Below are 13,759 nucleotides of genomic sequence, written 5' to 3'. Positions count from 1 at the left end.
ACCCTGCACCCCGTCCTAACGTTTGGGAGTCCTGCTATACGGTATCTCTACCTATTTTGTAGACCCTCAGTAGCGGCATAGATGGTCTGCGCCAGACTACAATCACTAATGTCATGAGTTCATAAGACCTCTTTTAACGCCAATTTGGGTTAAGCCCCAACGCAAGTTGGTTTTGTTTGGATAGCGGCGGTTCCGACCGCCAAAATCCTGATCCCGAACTCAGGTTCTTCTCGATTGAAGTGGGTGCATCGCACTCAATCAATCCAAAAATCTAACTTGTAAGAGATCTATAGCAGTAGGGAGTCCGTTGTGAGCAACGCCGATCTTTCTGGAGAAACACCGAAACTGTCAACTCCCCCTCTGGATGACATTCCGGAGGCACTCCGCGAGACAGCTAACCCCAAACCTCCTCTCCCGTCGAGACGACAACGGTTTTGGCTTTGGGCAATGGTGGGGTTGGCGATCGCCCTGCTCTTGAGCTTCCTTGTAAGAACCTGGCTGACCTCTGCCCCGTCTGCCACGGTGGCAACCGCCAATGAGTCAGGTTTACAACCCGCGTTGATCAAGGCAGGCATTCCCCTGACGACTCCATCCTTATTAGGGCACCTGCCCTACGAAGAGGCTCCCCCTGACACGCTGGAGGCGATCACTGCCGATGGTCGGGTAAGATTGCGCCGCCTAGCCGCAGAGCAGTTTACAGCGATGGCCGCCGCCGCTAGTAGTGAGGGTGTGGTGCTCGTTCCCCTATCTGGGTTTCGCTCAGTGGTCGATCAAGAGCGCGTGTTTTTTGAACACCGCCAACAAGGAGAACGCCCCACTGAACGGGCGGAGGTTAGTGCTCCTCCAGGTTACAGTGAACATCACACGGGTTATGCCATTGATATTGTCGATGGCACCCGCTCTGAAACCGACTTAGAAGTCAGCTTTGAAACCACTCCAGCGTTTCGTTGGCTAGAGCAAAATGCCGCACGCTTTGACTTTGAGCTGTCTTTTCCTCAAAATAATCCTCAGGGGTTAAGTTATGAACCCTGGCATTGGCGATTTGTGGGCGATCGCACCAGTCTAGAAACCTTTTACAAAGCGAGAACCCTGTTTCCATCTCCGGGAGATGCTGCACGTGAGTCAAACTAGTCTCAATTTGACGGCGATTACTATTTTTTCCTTTGTGCTATTAAGCCTGGTAGGGCCGCTGGTACATCTGTCGCCAACGGTACCTGCGATCGCCGCTTTTGGGTTGTTGGGTCTGGCAACGGTTGACACGCTGGGTTGGCAGGGAAAAGGGGCAACGTTGCTGTTGGATTGGTTGGCAAACTTTTCACCAGAACATCGCGATCGCGTCCTGCACCACGAAGCAGGACACTTCCTCACCGCCCATCTCCTCAATCTGCCGATTACGGGCTACACCCTCAGCGCGTGGGATGCCTTCCGCCAGGGACAACCCGGACAGGGTGGCGTGGTTGTAGATTCTCAAGAACTTGATGCTGAATTGGAGCAGGGCAGGCTATCTGACCAACTGATCGATCGCTACTGCACCGTCTGGATGGCAGGCATTGCCGCTGAACAATTAACCTACGGCAACGTTGAAGGCGGGAATGGCGATCGCCAAACGCTGCGAATCCTGTGGTCACAATTGCGGCGATCGCCCACCGAAGCTGAACTTAAGGAACGGTGGGGAATTTTGCAAGCCAAAACACTGATTCAATCCCACCAACCGACCTACGAAAAATTAGTGCAGGCTATGCGAGAAAACACTCCCGTTGAAGAGTGCCGTCAGTTGATTGAACACAGTTTGGAAACCGCCTGAACAAAAGTTTTCAGCCTCTTGTAAAAGGGTCACCCTCTATAAAGAAATATCAGTAGCCAGACAATCCCTGACTACTGATAATCCACCACCGACTACGAAGAAAGACTTGTTGAATGAACCTGTCTTAGAAAAGACCTTCTTGATGGTTCAGTTCGTAATGCTTGGCGATCGCCCAAACTGCGTGGATGCTGCCGGGAAGCCAACCTAAAAGAGTTAGAACGATGTTGATTAATAGAGGCGTTCCGATACCGTAAGTTAGAAAAACTCCTAAAGGAGGCACCAAAATGCCCAGAAGAATTCGCAGGATTTTCATATCTGTTCTTCCTAAATAGACTTATATTAATTCTTTCAAAAACCTCGCCTATCAACCTCCCTCATAGGAATTATCTGTTCATCGTCTAACTCAGCGTTGAATCTGTCTCTGAGGAGAGGTTTTATTGCGTTTTCTGTTGGAGGATTAATATCAATTAGAAAACTTTGTTGATCTTACTTTGGGGAAAAATTATGGTTGGAACTCTGTTGACGCTAGTTGCAACAGCACTCAGCTTATTAGTGGTGGATTTAGTGGTTCCAGGAGTCAATATCGCTAACTTCCCCGCTGCAATTATCGCGGCTATTGTAGTTGGTTTGCTTAACTCTTCGATCCGCCCTGTTCTCTCTACGATGTCACTGCCCTTTAACATTGCCAGCTTTGGTGCGTTTTCATTGGTAGTTAACGGATTTTGCTTCTGGTTAGCCTCTCTGTTTGTTCCCGGATTTAGTGTCAGAGGATTCTTGGCATTCATTTTAGGTCCAGTCATCCTGTCCTTTGTAAATACGTTCCTGAATAGCTACTTTGCTGAGAAGAATCCTCAACTCAACACTGGAACGACTTCTACCGAAATCAAACCTGAAGTTTAGTTTGTTACTTCTTCATAGTTAATAAGCTTCAAATCCCCGGAATCTTAATGGTTCCGGGGATTCTCAAGTTTAAAGCTGTATTTTCAATTATGGGTATTGCTGATCCAATATATGAATCCCGTAGGGGCGTTTCACGAAACGCCCGTACAGCAGTGGTCAATCTCGATAGTTGTGCAACAAATAAGCCTGGAACTTTAAAGTTCCAGGCTTGAAGCTGTTAACTAATGCCACACAGCTTTCTAAGCTTTGAGTTGAGGATTGACCTCTTGAGCCATTGCCCGGAAGTCTGCTGGATCACCAGTCGGTTCAGTTTCAAAAGGTTCGTCTCCTTCAGGAGACATTACAGATGAGGTGAGCGGAGACTCGATCGCAGGCTCTACCTCAGCAGGATCTCCTGACCCTTCACTATAATGTTTGGAGGCTTCATAATCAGCTTCTACATTGACAGAAGGAACTACTTTTTCTTCCCCAGTAGCAACTTCTTCCGCCAAAACTTTTGCATCATAGGTTTGATTTACATCTGTATTTGTATTAGTTATGTCAGCCATAGATAGCTCCTTTGTAAACTAAATCAGTAAACTAAATAACGTCAGTTCGGTTTAAGAGCCCGGCGAACGAATTCGCGGCTACTAGAGCGAAGTCCGCCGACGCGGACTCCGGAAAATCAAGGTTTGACGAACCGACGCAGGTCGGTTTTGCTCTTATAGCGGCGGTTTTAACCGCCGAAATCCTTATCCCGAATTCACGTTAAATAGAGCTTATCTGAAGTATTTTTATCGCATGACTTGCTTAAGAGGTATTTTTCCTATCCTTCACACCAGTATGCTTAATACTGCTATAGCAATCCTATTTGATTTGTGAAAAAAGCTGTTTGTGAAAGTGCCCGCCCTTTGGGCGGGCACTTTCACAAACGATTTAGGATCGCTATATTCACAGATAGGGTTTGGAAATATAGCTTTGGTCAGAAAGCTTAAGGCAAAGGCAATAGCTCAAATCCAATGCTGGGAAAGCTTCCTGACTCGCCTCCGCCCCATCGAATGTGGCTAGGGATATAAAACCAGGGGTGTGGGGGCGGTGTCCCCAGCAGGAGTTTCATCCCTGCACTCCCACCCTTATTTACGACGAGTTGTACTTAGCTGGAGTTAACCCATGACCAGGGGTTAAAGATTGTCAGAATCAAGCGACTCAGGCTTGATAATATCCTCAATTTCGCGTCGTGAAGAGCTACCTAAACGATTGCGAGCTAGCCGAGCTTTTGCTTGTAAATCTTGAAAGAAATCAGATTCAACAATTTCGTTGACCTGCTTTTTACGCTTGACCTCGTCAATTTCAATTCGTAATTCCTGGACGGTTTGCTTTAATCGTTGTTCACGGGCGTAAACCTCACGCGCCATGGCCTGAAACACTCGAGCAAGTTGCCCTAATTCATCATCTTGTTTGGCAACTTGATCAAGACTATCTATTTCAAATTTCTCAGCTTCAATATCGGCGGCTGCCTTAGCAACATTCATAACGGGGCGAGCGATAAAGCGGTCAGTTAAAAACATCGCTGTACCTGCTGCCACCACAATGAAACCTGACACAACAAAAAATAAAACTCTTTTGTTGCGATTGATTTCTGTTAAATAGTTTGACTCAGGAATAACTGTACCGACTGACCAATCTAGATGATCGAGAGGGGCGATCGAAATATAAAATCGTTCCCCTGTTTCGGGGTCATAATAAATGTCGCTAAAGCGGGAGGTTAGTTGGTTCAGAGGGACTTGATTGGTTTGTAGGGTCTGGTAGGCAAATCTTAAATAGCGATTTTGGGATCCCGAAATAGTCGTCAATTCTGCGGTGTCTTGCCCAGTGAGGGTATATCCCAACTCAGTTGGATCGGTAAAGGCAATTAACTCTCCACGGGAGTTAACAATAAAAATAGCACCGGGGCGATCGCCTTGGAGGTGCGTCAAAAAAGTAGCAATCTGTTTCAGGTCAAAGGCAATGCTAATGACCCCTAGTAGCTCCCCCTGGTCTTCCAGGGTGGTGGCTGAGTCAATCCCCGGAATCCTGCCTGTAGCAAATACATAAACATCCGTCCAGGCTTGCTGCCCTCTGGATCTCATAGCAGCTTGATACCAGGGTCGCTGGGGGGCGTAATATTTTTCTGGTGTTGTTTCAGTGCTAATCAACCGCAGATTCTGACCCACCCGTTCATAGGATTCAACAATTTTGGTAGCCTGGTCTACTTCGGGGTTATATTGTCGATTGATAATGTTGATTCTGCCGTCTTGCCTACGTTGTAAGCCTAAATAATTGCCATTAGGATAGCCAAACTGTACCCAGGTAAAATTTGGATTTGCTTCTAAAACATTGAGATAAAACTCTTCTCGGGCATCTTCATCATTTAAGTCAACCGATCCACTTAGAAACGTTGATTGGATCAAGACTTGAGCCGATCGAACATTGCTAAAAATGTTGCCCACCTCGCGAGACGTTTGCCGTGTAATCGCCTCATTCAGTTGATCCACAATACTATTAATGTTTCTGCTTGAAGCCCACATCCAGGGAAAATGGACGATCGCAGCCGTGGCACTGACCGTTATCAGGATGGCACCTGCTAATTTTGCTTTAAGGCTTAACGTCCTGCGTTGTTTGTAGGAAGGAGGGTCTAGCTGCATGGGGATGGAATGGCTAAATTTTGAAGAAGATTTTGAAGAGATAGTGAACCTCAGGTGGATTGAAATTATGGTTTATTAAGTGGGGATAGTATACTTTGTTCTACAAAATCCTCAGGGAATTACAGTACAAACACTCAAGAAACTGCCCATGAATCGTTTAAAGTTCTATGATCTTTTGCCAAACATGTTTGCTGGGGCGATCTCAGGGCTAGTCACGTTGATTTATAGCATTTCCTATGCGGCTTTAGTATTTTCTGGTGATTTGGCAGAGTATCTCCCCCTTGGTATCAGTTGTGCTCTCATCAGTGGCACGATTAATGCTTTTTGGGTAGCTCTCAATAGTTCTCTACCCTTTACCATCGCGGGACCTGATTCAAATGCATCCGCAATTTTATCGTTGATGGCAGCGGCGATCGCCACCAGTATGATTTCGTCGTCTAACACCACAGATCTAGTCTTCCCAACTGTCTGGCTTGCGATCGCACTTAGCACAGTAATTACAGGATTGTGTCTTTTCACACTAGGGCGGCTTCGCCTGGGTAGCTTCATTCGCTTTATTCCTTATCCAGTGATTGGTGGGTTTTTAGCTGGAGTGGGTTGGTTACTGACTCAAGGCTCCTTTACCGTTATGACTGGTAAATCGCTGGATATGACCCATTTGCCAGCTTTATTTGACTCTTCACTGTTACTTCACTGGCTACCGGGTGTATTTCTAGCATTCACATTACAAGTTATCTTGCGTCGTTATAAAAATCCTGTTTTGTTACCGGGCATCACCCTGTTAGCGATCGCGGGGTTTTATCTACTGCTGCGAGTGGTTGGCATCTCTACCGACCAGGCTCGAAGTCAAGGGTTGTTATTCGAGGCGTTGTCGAGTGGCGGATTGTGGCACCCATCCAATGTGATGGCTCTGATGCAAGTTAATCTGTCGTTCATTGGCGACCAACTGGGGAGTTTGATGACCCTAATTGCTGTGGTTGCAATCACCATCCTGCTTTGTGCATCTGGAATTGAGCTAGCCACTCAGACCGATGTGGATTTAGATAAAGAACTCCGTACTGCCGGGGTAGCCAATATTATGACGGGGTTGCTCGGTGGAATGGCAGGCTATTTGTCAATCAGTCGTAGTCTCCTCAATTATAAAGCGGGTGCTACAAATCGTTTTGCAGGTGTTTTTGCCGCTACATTATGTGCAACATTTCTTATCTTTGGAGTATCATTTTTGGCATATTTGCCAAAAGTAATCTTTGGAGGATTGCTGTTATATGTGGGGTTATCGCTGTTAATTGAATGGGTATATCAATCCTGGTTTGACTTGTCTCGCCTGGATTATATTTTGGTGATCATTATCCTTCTCATCGTTGCCAATTTTGGGTTTTTAGAAGGAGTTGGTTTTGGAGTTATTATTGCCTGTCTTTTATTTGTATTGAACTATAGTAAGCTTCGAGTCATTAAAAACGCCCTTTCTGGTGTTAGCTTCCATAGTAATTTTGAGCGATCATTCCATCAGAAAAGATTGCTTCGAGAAAAAGGGGAAGAACTCTATATCCTACGATTGCAGGGTTACATCTTCTTTGGCACTGCTAACACCTTGTTAGAACATGTGCGAAGCCGTATTAATAATGCAACCCTGCCTAAGATCAGCTTTCTGGTCATTGACTTTCAATTAACCGGAGGATTAGATTCCTCGTCGGTCATCAGTTTTATTAAGATGAGGCGGTTAGCAAAGCAGTCTGGCATTACGCTTGTCTTGACGGATTTGTCGGCTGACATTGCAGGAAAACTCTTGCAAAGCCATGTAATTGATGCCGTTGGTGATGAAGAGAAACCAGATGCTGTCACTCGTACTTTTCCTGATTTAGATCACGGGGTTGAGTGGTGTGAAAACCAGATTTTAAGACGAGGCACTTTTCGTCGCAAACGCTTTGTTCCTCTGGCAATGCAGTTAGAAGAAGTTTTCCCCCTCCCTAACAAAACCACTAAATTCTTGAACCGTCTGGAAAAGCTCAAGGTTCAACCAGGATACTGCTTGTACCGTCAGGGAGACTTATCTGAAGCGATTTATTTTGTTGAGTCGGGACAAATTTCGATCTTGCAGAAGTTAGACAACGGAGAGGAGGTTCGCGTAGGAACCGCGAGTGAAGGCACGGTGATTGGTGAGGTAGGCTTTTACAAAGGGTCAGTACACCCAGTATCGGCGATCGCTGATGAATCCTGTAGCTTATATCGTCTGTCCCGCGAAGCATTGACCCAACTAGAACAGGAGGAACCACAGCTTGCCTCTGCTTGCCATCAGTTCATCGCCAAGCTTTTAGCTGAACGAGTTGCTCAAGCAGATGAGCGTAGCCGTGTCTTATTGGAGTAGGGCAAGGTTTTGTAGCGGTGGGTTTTGTGATCAGGTTGTGGCGATCGCCAAAATTCCATAACCTAAACAAGCAGGCGCAACAGCGGTTAAATTTTTGTCAAGGTCGTGAAAGAGAGGATTCCGAGTAACAGTTGACTCTGCAAACACGCTTTCAGCCATCGTCGTTTTAATTTGAAACCCCGCTTCCTGTAGCTCATGCTTGAGAGAAGTGACAGTATACAGGTGGTAATACATCTCATAGGTTTCCTGATTCTTAAACGTACGGCTATAGACGATATCCCCAGGTTCACTCGCCATTGAGCCAGAGGCATAATACTCCCGAAACAACCGATGTCTCATCTGCTCACCAAAAAAACGACGACGCGCATTTGGCACACTGATGATCAACACGCCTTTGCCGTTGGCATGGAGCAGGTGTCGTAGGGTTTGTAGCAACTCAATCCGGTTTTTTTGTCCGGCAATGTGGGAAAGCACCCCAAACATGGCAATCACTACATCTAACTGGACTTGACCTGTAATTTGATGAACCTCGCCTTCAATTAACGTGGTGCGATCGCTCCAATGCACAGGGCAAGCACTCAGTTTTTGTTTGAGATGGGCGATCGCATGAGTGGAAATGTCGCAGGCAATAACAGAAGCGGAAGTATGTTGCAAAATTGGCAGGGTATAACGCCCCTCACCGCAGCCAAAATCCAGCACATAGTTTACGTTTTGAGTGTAGCTGAGAATAACATCGAGGCTTCGTTGGTTGTAGACGGGATATCGTGCCGTATAAGTCCCGCTACTGAAATAGCGGTCATACACGAGTTGTGGGTTCCAGATAGGTTTCATAGGGTTTGCTTTGCCCGCCGAGGAGGATAGATCAATCAAGCTGCTCTGTTTAACCACTTTAATTGTGCCGATTTACTAAATACTGTGTTTGTATTGCGACATACCTTCTTCATAACTCCGTGTTTTTCGCGATTTGAACACATCCCTGAATCAGGTTTGGGCTGAGTACGCTGCAAAACCTCACTCATTTGAAGGCATCATGTCTGGTTTAAAAACTCCAAATAGGCATGGCTCAGTTCCTGAACGGCAAGGTCATAAAACTGTTTGCCATGTTCAGGAGTTGCTAATGCAGGGTTTGACCCCATGCGTCCATCCGGGTAGCGGCGACGAAAATCGATCGCCCCATAGGTAGGATGCCCAGAAGCGACTTCAGAAGCGAGAGTTGCTTGTTTAATAGCATCTGGATAAAGATATTGAGTCACGGCTACCTCACTGGGAGTGGCGTGGGAGCCCTCCTCATGGGCATATAGCTCTTTTGCCAATTTATAAACGGAGCTACAGGTAAACCAATTTGCCAAACGGCATTGCACCTGATCTGCATTGGCAATGTTGCGATCGGCGAGTACGGCATAGGTTTCTGCAAAAGCTGCTTTCAAGGTTGAGATATTGCCACCATGCCCGTTGATGAAAAAGAACTTGCTAAACCCCGATCGCACCCAACAGGTCAGGTAATCGGAAATGACCAGAATCAGCGTACTGGGGCGGAGGCTAACGCTGCCGGGAAACGCAGTATGGTGGAGTGCCATACCGACATTGATGGTAGGGGCAACCAGGGCATGGGTGACGTCGCCAACACCGCGAGCGATCGCCTCAGCACAAATGGCGTCTGTGCCAATTAGCCCAGTAGGACCATGCTGCTCTGTAGAGCCGATGGGAATGATCAATCCCTGAGATCGAGTTAAGTAATCCTCAACCTCAATCCATGTACTGAGATGCAACAACATAATTTCTTTAAATATCTTTGGGAGAGAGATGAGTAGAATAGCGATATGTTTCTACGCAACTACAGTGTAATTACGTAGTGAGTGTGTTGCCTATGCATAATGCCGATGCACTATGTCAGGCATTGTCTGCACTGCATCTGTGCAGAATAACGTTGGAAGCTTTCCTGGGGTGCATAGGTGGGTGCTTTCCTCAATAGAATGCCGTTTCTTAGGGAATTGATCCCCAATTTGAGCCAACACCTACTAGAACCGCTAGAATGGTGGGATAGTATTTAGATTTTCAATGAAGGTCTAAGTTACAATCTGTTACATTTCACAAAATCCCGATCTGAAGCGGCTTCGAGTCTGATTATCTGCTCTTTAACATGCTCCAATCAAACAGTCGTCGGATGCCCCTCTTCACAACTTGTCCAACTCAGGCTTTAATTTGCTTAACTTCGTATTTGCGATCGCCACAAGTTGTGTCCTTGAATCCTTTAATCTATAAGCAATGACCTCAACGGCTGCCTGCAACTTGACTCCTCTTCACACACTTAGTTGCTTCCAATTGCAAATTTGGCATTCTGTCCAAATAGTTAAGGTGCTGTCCGTTGGTAATCAGTATGAACAGACAGTGTGAGACAAGCTTTAAAGTATTTCAGTTTTTGAGCCAAGTGAATCGACACTGGTCGTCCCTCGCAATCAATTTCATTTGGCACGTCCAATTACATTTCCACCTTGGAAAGTGTAATTCATTTAACCGTTCTAAGAGTTACCTGTTCAGGAGAAGCGATACATGCTACACCGCAAGATCTATCAACTCTGTTGTGATGGGCGCGAAGTCTGGATCTTCTTGCGGGATCAACAACGCTGGATTGAACGCGCTCGCATACTAGATATTGAAGGTGATCTCGTGACAGTCCGTTATGAAACGGAGGAAGATGACGAAATCTGTTCGTGGGAAGAGATGATTCGTCTGGAGAGCATTGGATCAGTTATGCAGAAGCTAGCAACCGTACCACGCGGCGATGTTGAACCCCTCGTGTCAGAAGATTGCCCGGAAGCAGAACAAATTCGGAATCACCGCCCTGACTCCAACCCCGAATAATAGGTGAACTGAATCAAGCGAAATTAACCGTAGGATTCGCGTTAAGCATAGCCGTAATACATGAACTTTGGTGGGGGCGTGATTGATCATGCCCCTGCTTTTGGTAGTCTGCTAAACCGTTTTGTTTATAGCCGTGTGCTAGGCGGCTCCGTACAAGGGGAGTTGCCTTTGCGGGCGGTTCCATCGCCACACCCCGCAGCTTACCAAAGCGATGACAGCTATCAGGAGCGTTAGAATTTGAATGAGGAGGGTAAACACTTGAATATATCTACATCCACTACCAGTATTAAGCTCGACCAATTTTTGAAGTGGGTTGGGGTAGCTCCAACTGGAGGTCAAGCAAAACTTCTCATTCAGTCGGGAGAAGTGCAGGTGAACGGTGCAGTAGAGACGCGACGAGGTCGCCAGTTAGTCACGGGCGATCGCGTTTCGGTTATGGGTGAAATCTTTGAAGTGACACTTGACCAGGTTCAGAATTAACCTAACGTGAATTCGGGATAAGGATTTTGGCGGTTGCAACCGCCGCTATCGGAGTAAAACCGACCTGCGTCAGTTGGTCTAACCCTTGATTTTTGGGGCAGACTTGGTTCCAGTAGCCACGAATTCATTTGCCAGGTTCTTAAACCAGACTGATGCCTAGCCTTTTACCCCACTTCCTGCCTCCGTGGGTACGATGTACCGCTGCATCACGATGAAAAATAATAGAATCGGGGCGATCGAGATAACGGACCCGGCAGCAATCAATCGCCAGTCCAGGGAAAATGCTCCTGCCAACTTGGCTACCCCCAGAGGTAGTGTGTAGTATTCTGGGCGGTCCAGAATAATTAACGGCCAGAGAAAATCGCTCCAGGAGCCGATAAAGACAAAAATGGCGAGAGTCACCAGGGCAGGACGCACGGAGGGCAACATAACGTGCCACCAGATGCCCAATTCTGAACAACCATCCATCCGGGCCGCTTCTTCTAACTCTTTGGGAACCCCCTGAAACGCCTGTCGCATTAAGAAAATGCCAAATGCAGAGGCGATCGCTGGAAAGATTAACCCCAAATAAGAGTTTCTTAGCCCCAGTTGCACCACCAAAATGTAGAGCGGAATCATGACGATCTGGAAGGGAATCAAGATAGTCGAAACGACCAGAGTAAAGATCGCCTCTCGCCCACGAAAGTCTAGACGCGCCAGAGGATAAGCCGCCAAGGAGCAAAATAGGAGGTTGAGGGCAACGGTCAGCCCTGCGACTAGGGTGCTGTTAAAGAGATACTGCCCAAAGGGATTGGTCTGCCAGACCTGGATGAAATTGTCAAACGTTGGCTGACTTGGCAGGAACCGGGGAGGAAACTGAAAAATATCTTCAGTGGGGGCTTTGAAGGCAGTACTGATCAACCAGATCAAGGGCAACAACATCACCAGGGCGATCGCCCCCAGCAGGAGATACAGCCAGATGTGGCGTACTGAAAAGGGAGTAGCTTTCATCGGGCGACCGATACTGCCTCAGTATCACGTTGAGGGTGCAACGACTTACCCCGCTGTAAAGCAGCATAGATGCGATTCAATGCATTGATATACGCTTGAGCCGATGCCACGATCACATCCGTATTTGCAGCGTGACCGGAAAAGATGCGGTCTTCATACCGCAGTCGAATCGTCACCTCACCAATTGCATCTAGTCCTTCGGTAACTGATTGCACCGCAAACTCAACGAGTTGATTGGGCACATCGACAACACGGTTGATCGCTTTATAAACCGCATCAACCGGACCCGTTCCGATCGCTGCATCAGTCAGTTCGTTGCCGTCAGGGGTGCAGATGGTGACCGTTGCGGTTGGGCGAGCTTTGTCGCCACAAGACACCTGGACATGCTCCAGATGAAATAGTTCAGGCGTTTGTTGAATCTCGTCATTAACGATCGCTTCCAAATCCCAATCGGTAATCTCTTTCTTCTTATCACCCAATTCCTTAAACCGCAGGAATGCCCGGTTGATTTCCTGGTCTGACAACTCAAAGCCCAGTTCCTTCAATCGAGTGCGGAAAGCATTGCGCCCAGAGTGTTTGCCTAGCACAATCTGATTGTCATTTAACCCGATAGATTGGGCATCCATAATCTCATAGGTGAGCTTATGCTTTAACACCCCATCTTGATGAATCCCCGACTCGTGGGCAAAGGCATTAGCACCGACAATCGCCTTATTGGGTTGCACCAACATTCCCGTCAGGTTAGACACCATGCGAGAGGTTTTATAGATTTGACGGGTGTCAATTCGGGTGAGGGGTTCTTCAGAGTCAACGGGTCGTCCAAAGAAAGGGTTGAAATATTGTCGTCGCACATGCAACGCCATCACCAATTCCTCCAGGGCAGCGTTGCCAGCTCGTTCGCCGATGCCATTGATCGTGCATTCCAACTGACGAGCACCGTTTTTTGCAGCTTCTAGAAAGTTAGCGACCGCCAATCCCAAATCGTTGTGTCCATGGACTGAGATAACCGCCTGGTCGATGTTGCGAACGTTTTCTTTAATGCCACGAATCAGAGCACCAAACTCGCCAGGGGTCAGATAACCCACCGTGTCAGGGATATTGACCGTCGTTGCTCCGGCAGCGATGACCCGTTCCAGCATTTCGTACAAAAACTCTGGGTCTGACCGCCCTGCATCCTCTGGAGAAAACTCAACATCATCTACAAAAGACTTGGCATAGGCGACCATTTCCGGGGCGATCTCCAGCACCTCTGCCCGTGTTTTTTTGAGCTTGTATTCCAGGTGGATATCGGAGGTCGCAATGAAGGTGTGAATCCGGGGGTGGGCAGCAGGTTGGAGGGCTTCAGCCGCCGTCTTGATATCTTGTTGAGTGGCTCTGGCTAAACCGCAAATGATGGGTCCATCTACTGTCCCGACATGCTGAGCAATCTTGTTGACGGCTTCAAAGTCACCGGGGCTCGCAAAAGGAAAGCCAGCCTCAATCACATCTACCCCTAGTCGTGCCAGTTGACGGGCAATTGTTAGCTTTTCATCCACGTTGAGGGTAGCTCCAGGCGACTGCTCGCCATCACGTAGAGTCGTATCGAAAATAATGATGCGATCGGGTTGAGATGAAATGCTCATAGCAACTCAGGCTGACATGATGATAGATGTTGACAACGACCTAAAACCGCCGTAAAACGACGGTATGACTATT

Annotated in this window: 16 protein-coding genes; 7 read left to right on the top strand and 9 right to left on the bottom strand. The window is 47.3% G+C overall.

Features of this window, described 5'->3' with window-relative positions; genetic code table 11:
• Nucleotides 1-309 precede the first annotated feature (309 nt).
• Together H6G89_RS05180 and H6G89_RS05175 are read left to right on the top strand one after the other, a co-directional pair.
• A complete protein-coding gene (locus H6G89_RS05180; protein ID WP_309229616.1) occupies nt 310-1,131 on the top strand; it encodes a M15 family metallopeptidase in 822 nt (273 codons plus the stop codon).
• Nucleotides 1,118-1,804 carry an ATP-dependent Zn protease gene (locus H6G89_RS05175; RefSeq protein WP_190504191.1) on the top strand — a complete coding sequence of 229 codons (687 nt, stop codon included), beginning with the start codon at nt 1,118-1,120 and terminating at the stop codon, nt 1,802-1,804. The genes H6G89_RS05180 and H6G89_RS05175 overlap by 14 nt, the downstream gene beginning before the upstream one ends.
• 124 nt (nt 1,805-1,928) lie before the next feature.
• On the opposite strand, the gene H6G89_RS05170 is transcribed toward H6G89_RS05175, so the two are convergent.
• Nucleotides 1,929-2,117 (bottom strand): YqaE/Pmp3 family membrane protein, encoded by a 189-nt coding sequence (locus H6G89_RS05170; RefSeq protein WP_190504190.1) that lies wholly within the window; start codon nt 2,115-2,117, stop codon nt 1,929-1,931.
• 191 nt (nt 2,118-2,308) lie between these two features.
• Between H6G89_RS05170 and H6G89_RS05165 the strand changes: the two genes are divergently transcribed.
• A complete protein-coding gene (locus tag H6G89_RS05165) occupies nt 2,309-2,704 on the top strand; it encodes a phage holin family protein (RefSeq protein WP_190504189.1) in 396 nt (131 codons plus the stop codon).
• A gap of 239 nt (nt 2,705-2,943) precedes the next feature.
• Here the strand turns inward: H6G89_RS05165 and H6G89_RS05160 are convergent, their stop codons facing one another.
• The 3 genes from H6G89_RS05160 to H6G89_RS05155 all read right to left on the bottom strand — a co-directional run bounded on the left by H6G89_RS05160 (nt 2,944) and on the right by H6G89_RS05155 (nt 5,367).
• On the bottom strand, nt 2,944-3,252 hold the full coding sequence (locus tag H6G89_RS05160) for a hypothetical protein (RefSeq protein WP_190504188.1): 309 nt from the start codon (nt 3,250-3,252) through the stop codon (nt 2,944-2,946).
• Between the two features lie 422 nt (nt 3,253-3,674).
• Nucleotides 3,675-3,800, bottom strand: a complete 126-nt coding sequence (locus H6G89_RS35570) for a hypothetical protein (RefSeq protein WP_255519364.1) — start codon at nt 3,798-3,800, stop codon at nt 3,675-3,677.
• A gap of 64 nt (nt 3,801-3,864) precedes the next feature.
• Nucleotides 3,865-5,367: a cache domain-containing protein gene (locus H6G89_RS05155; RefSeq protein ID WP_190504187.1), complete on the bottom strand. Its 1,503-nt coding sequence runs from the start codon at nt 5,365-5,367 to the stop codon at nt 3,865-3,867.
• Nucleotides 5,368-5,515: 148 nt separating this feature from the next.
• On the opposite strand from H6G89_RS05155, the gene H6G89_RS05150 reads away from it, so the two are divergent.
• Complete coding sequence (locus H6G89_RS05150; RefSeq protein ID WP_190504186.1) at nt 5,516-7,732, top strand: SulP family inorganic anion transporter; 2,217 nt, start codon at nt 5,516-5,518, stop codon at nt 7,730-7,732.
• 30 nt (nt 7,733-7,762) lie between these two features.
• Here the strand turns inward: H6G89_RS05150 and H6G89_RS05145 are convergent, their stop codons facing one another.
• Both H6G89_RS05145 and H6G89_RS05140 read right to left on the bottom strand, forming a co-directional pair.
• Complete coding sequence (locus H6G89_RS05145) at nt 7,763-8,563, bottom strand: class I SAM-dependent methyltransferase (RefSeq protein WP_190504185.1); 801 nt, start codon at nt 8,561-8,563, stop codon at nt 7,763-7,765.
• A 197-nt stretch (nt 8,564-8,760) separates the two neighbouring features.
• A complete protein-coding gene (locus tag H6G89_RS05140; RefSeq protein ID WP_190504184.1) occupies nt 8,761-9,507 on the bottom strand; it encodes a creatininase family protein in 747 nt (248 codons plus the stop codon).
• Between the two features lie 775 nt (nt 9,508-10,282).
• Between H6G89_RS05140 and H6G89_RS05135 the strand changes: the two genes are divergently transcribed.
• The 3 genes from H6G89_RS05135 to H6G89_RS05125 are packed head-to-tail and all read left to right on the top strand — an operon-like array spanning nt 10,283 to nt 11,074.
• Nucleotides 10,283-10,594 (top strand): DUF6679 family protein, encoded by a 312-nt coding sequence (locus tag H6G89_RS05135; RefSeq protein ID WP_190504183.1) that lies wholly within the window; start codon nt 10,283-10,285, stop codon nt 10,592-10,594.
• A 60-nt stretch (nt 10,595-10,654) separates the two neighbouring features.
• Complete coding sequence (locus H6G89_RS05130; protein ID WP_190504182.1) at nt 10,655-10,828, top strand: hypothetical protein; 174 nt, start codon at nt 10,655-10,657, stop codon at nt 10,826-10,828.
• Between the two features lie 24 nt (nt 10,829-10,852).
• Nucleotides 10,853-11,074, top strand: a complete 222-nt coding sequence (locus tag H6G89_RS05125; protein ID WP_199336531.1) for an RNA-binding S4 domain-containing protein — start codon at nt 10,853-10,855, stop codon at nt 11,072-11,074.
• On the opposite strand, the gene H6G89_RS35565 is transcribed toward H6G89_RS05125, so the two are convergent.
• From H6G89_RS35565 to H6G89_RS05115, 3 genes are read right to left on the bottom strand one after another with little or no spacing between them, the layout of a single operon-like run.
• Entirely contained in the window at nt 11,071-11,202 is a 132-nt protein-coding gene (locus H6G89_RS35565; RefSeq protein WP_255519361.1) for a hypothetical protein, read from the bottom strand. The genes H6G89_RS05125 and H6G89_RS35565 overlap by 4 nt on opposite strands.
• 28 nt (nt 11,203-11,230) lie before the next feature.
• The gene (locus H6G89_RS05120) at nt 11,231-12,064 is read right to left on the bottom strand and encodes a carbohydrate ABC transporter permease (protein WP_190504181.1); all 834 of its coding nucleotides are present in this window, start codon (nt 12,062-12,064) and stop codon (nt 11,231-11,233) included.
• Nucleotides 12,061-13,686 carry a 2-isopropylmalate synthase gene (locus H6G89_RS05115; RefSeq protein ID WP_199336530.1) on the bottom strand — a complete coding sequence of 542 codons (1,626 nt, stop codon included), beginning with the start codon at nt 13,684-13,686 and terminating at the stop codon, nt 12,061-12,063. Before H6G89_RS05115 ends, H6G89_RS05120 begins: the two co-directional genes overlap by 4 nt.
• Nucleotides 13,687-13,759 lie beyond the last annotated feature (73 nt).

It is taken from the genome of Oscillatoria sp. FACHB-1407, assembly GCF_014697545.1.
Taxonomy (GTDB): domain Bacteria; phylum Cyanobacteriota; class Cyanobacteriia; order Elainellales; family Elainellaceae; genus FACHB-1407.
Note: the sequence above shows the minus strand (reverse complement) of the source record. Positions and strands in the feature narration are given on the sequence as shown.

Bases quoted from the DNA above. Each gene is read 5' to 3' on its own strand.
- H6G89_RS05170 (WP_190504190.1), bottom strand. From the start codon at position 2,117: ATGAAAATCCTGCGAATTCTTCTGGGCATTTTGGTGCCTCCTTTAGGA.
- H6G89_RS05160 (WP_190504188.1), bottom strand. From the start codon at position 3,252: ATGGCTGACATAACTAATACAAATACAGATGTAAATCAAACCTATGAT.
- H6G89_RS05140 (WP_190504184.1), bottom strand. From the start codon at position 9,507: ATGTTGTTGCATCTCAGTACATGGATTGAGGTTGAGGATTACTTAACT.
- H6G89_RS05165 (WP_190504189.1), top strand. From the start codon at position 2,309: ATGGTTGGAACTCTGTTGACGCTAGTTGCAACAGCACTCAGCTTATTA.
- H6G89_RS05120 (WP_190504181.1), bottom strand. From the start codon at position 12,064: ATGAAAGCTACTCCCTTTTCAGTACGCCACATCTGGCTGTATCTCCTG.
- H6G89_RS05130 (WP_190504182.1), top strand. From the start codon at position 10,655: ATGAACTTTGGTGGGGGCGTGATTGATCATGCCCCTGCTTTTGGTAGT.
- H6G89_RS05135 (WP_190504183.1), top strand. From the start codon at position 10,283: ATGCTACACCGCAAGATCTATCAACTCTGTTGTGATGGGCGCGAAGTC.
- H6G89_RS05145 (WP_190504185.1), bottom strand. From the start codon at position 8,563: ATGAAACCTATCTGGAACCCACAACTCGTGTATGACCGCTATTTCAGT.
- H6G89_RS35565 (WP_255519361.1), bottom strand. From the start codon at position 11,202: ATGAATTCGTGGCTACTGGAACCAAGTCTGCCCCAAAAATCAAGGGTT.
- H6G89_RS05115 (WP_199336530.1), bottom strand. From the start codon at position 13,686: ATGAGCATTTCATCTCAACCCGATCGCATCATTATTTTCGATACGACT.
- H6G89_RS35570 (WP_255519364.1), bottom strand. From the start codon at position 3,800: ATGAAACTCCTGCTGGGGACACCGCCCCCACACCCCTGGTTTTATATC.
- H6G89_RS05150 (WP_190504186.1), top strand. From the start codon at position 5,516: ATGAATCGTTTAAAGTTCTATGATCTTTTGCCAAACATGTTTGCTGGG.
- H6G89_RS05155 (WP_190504187.1), bottom strand. From the start codon at position 5,367: ATGCAGCTAGACCCTCCTTCCTACAAACAACGCAGGACGTTAAGCCTT.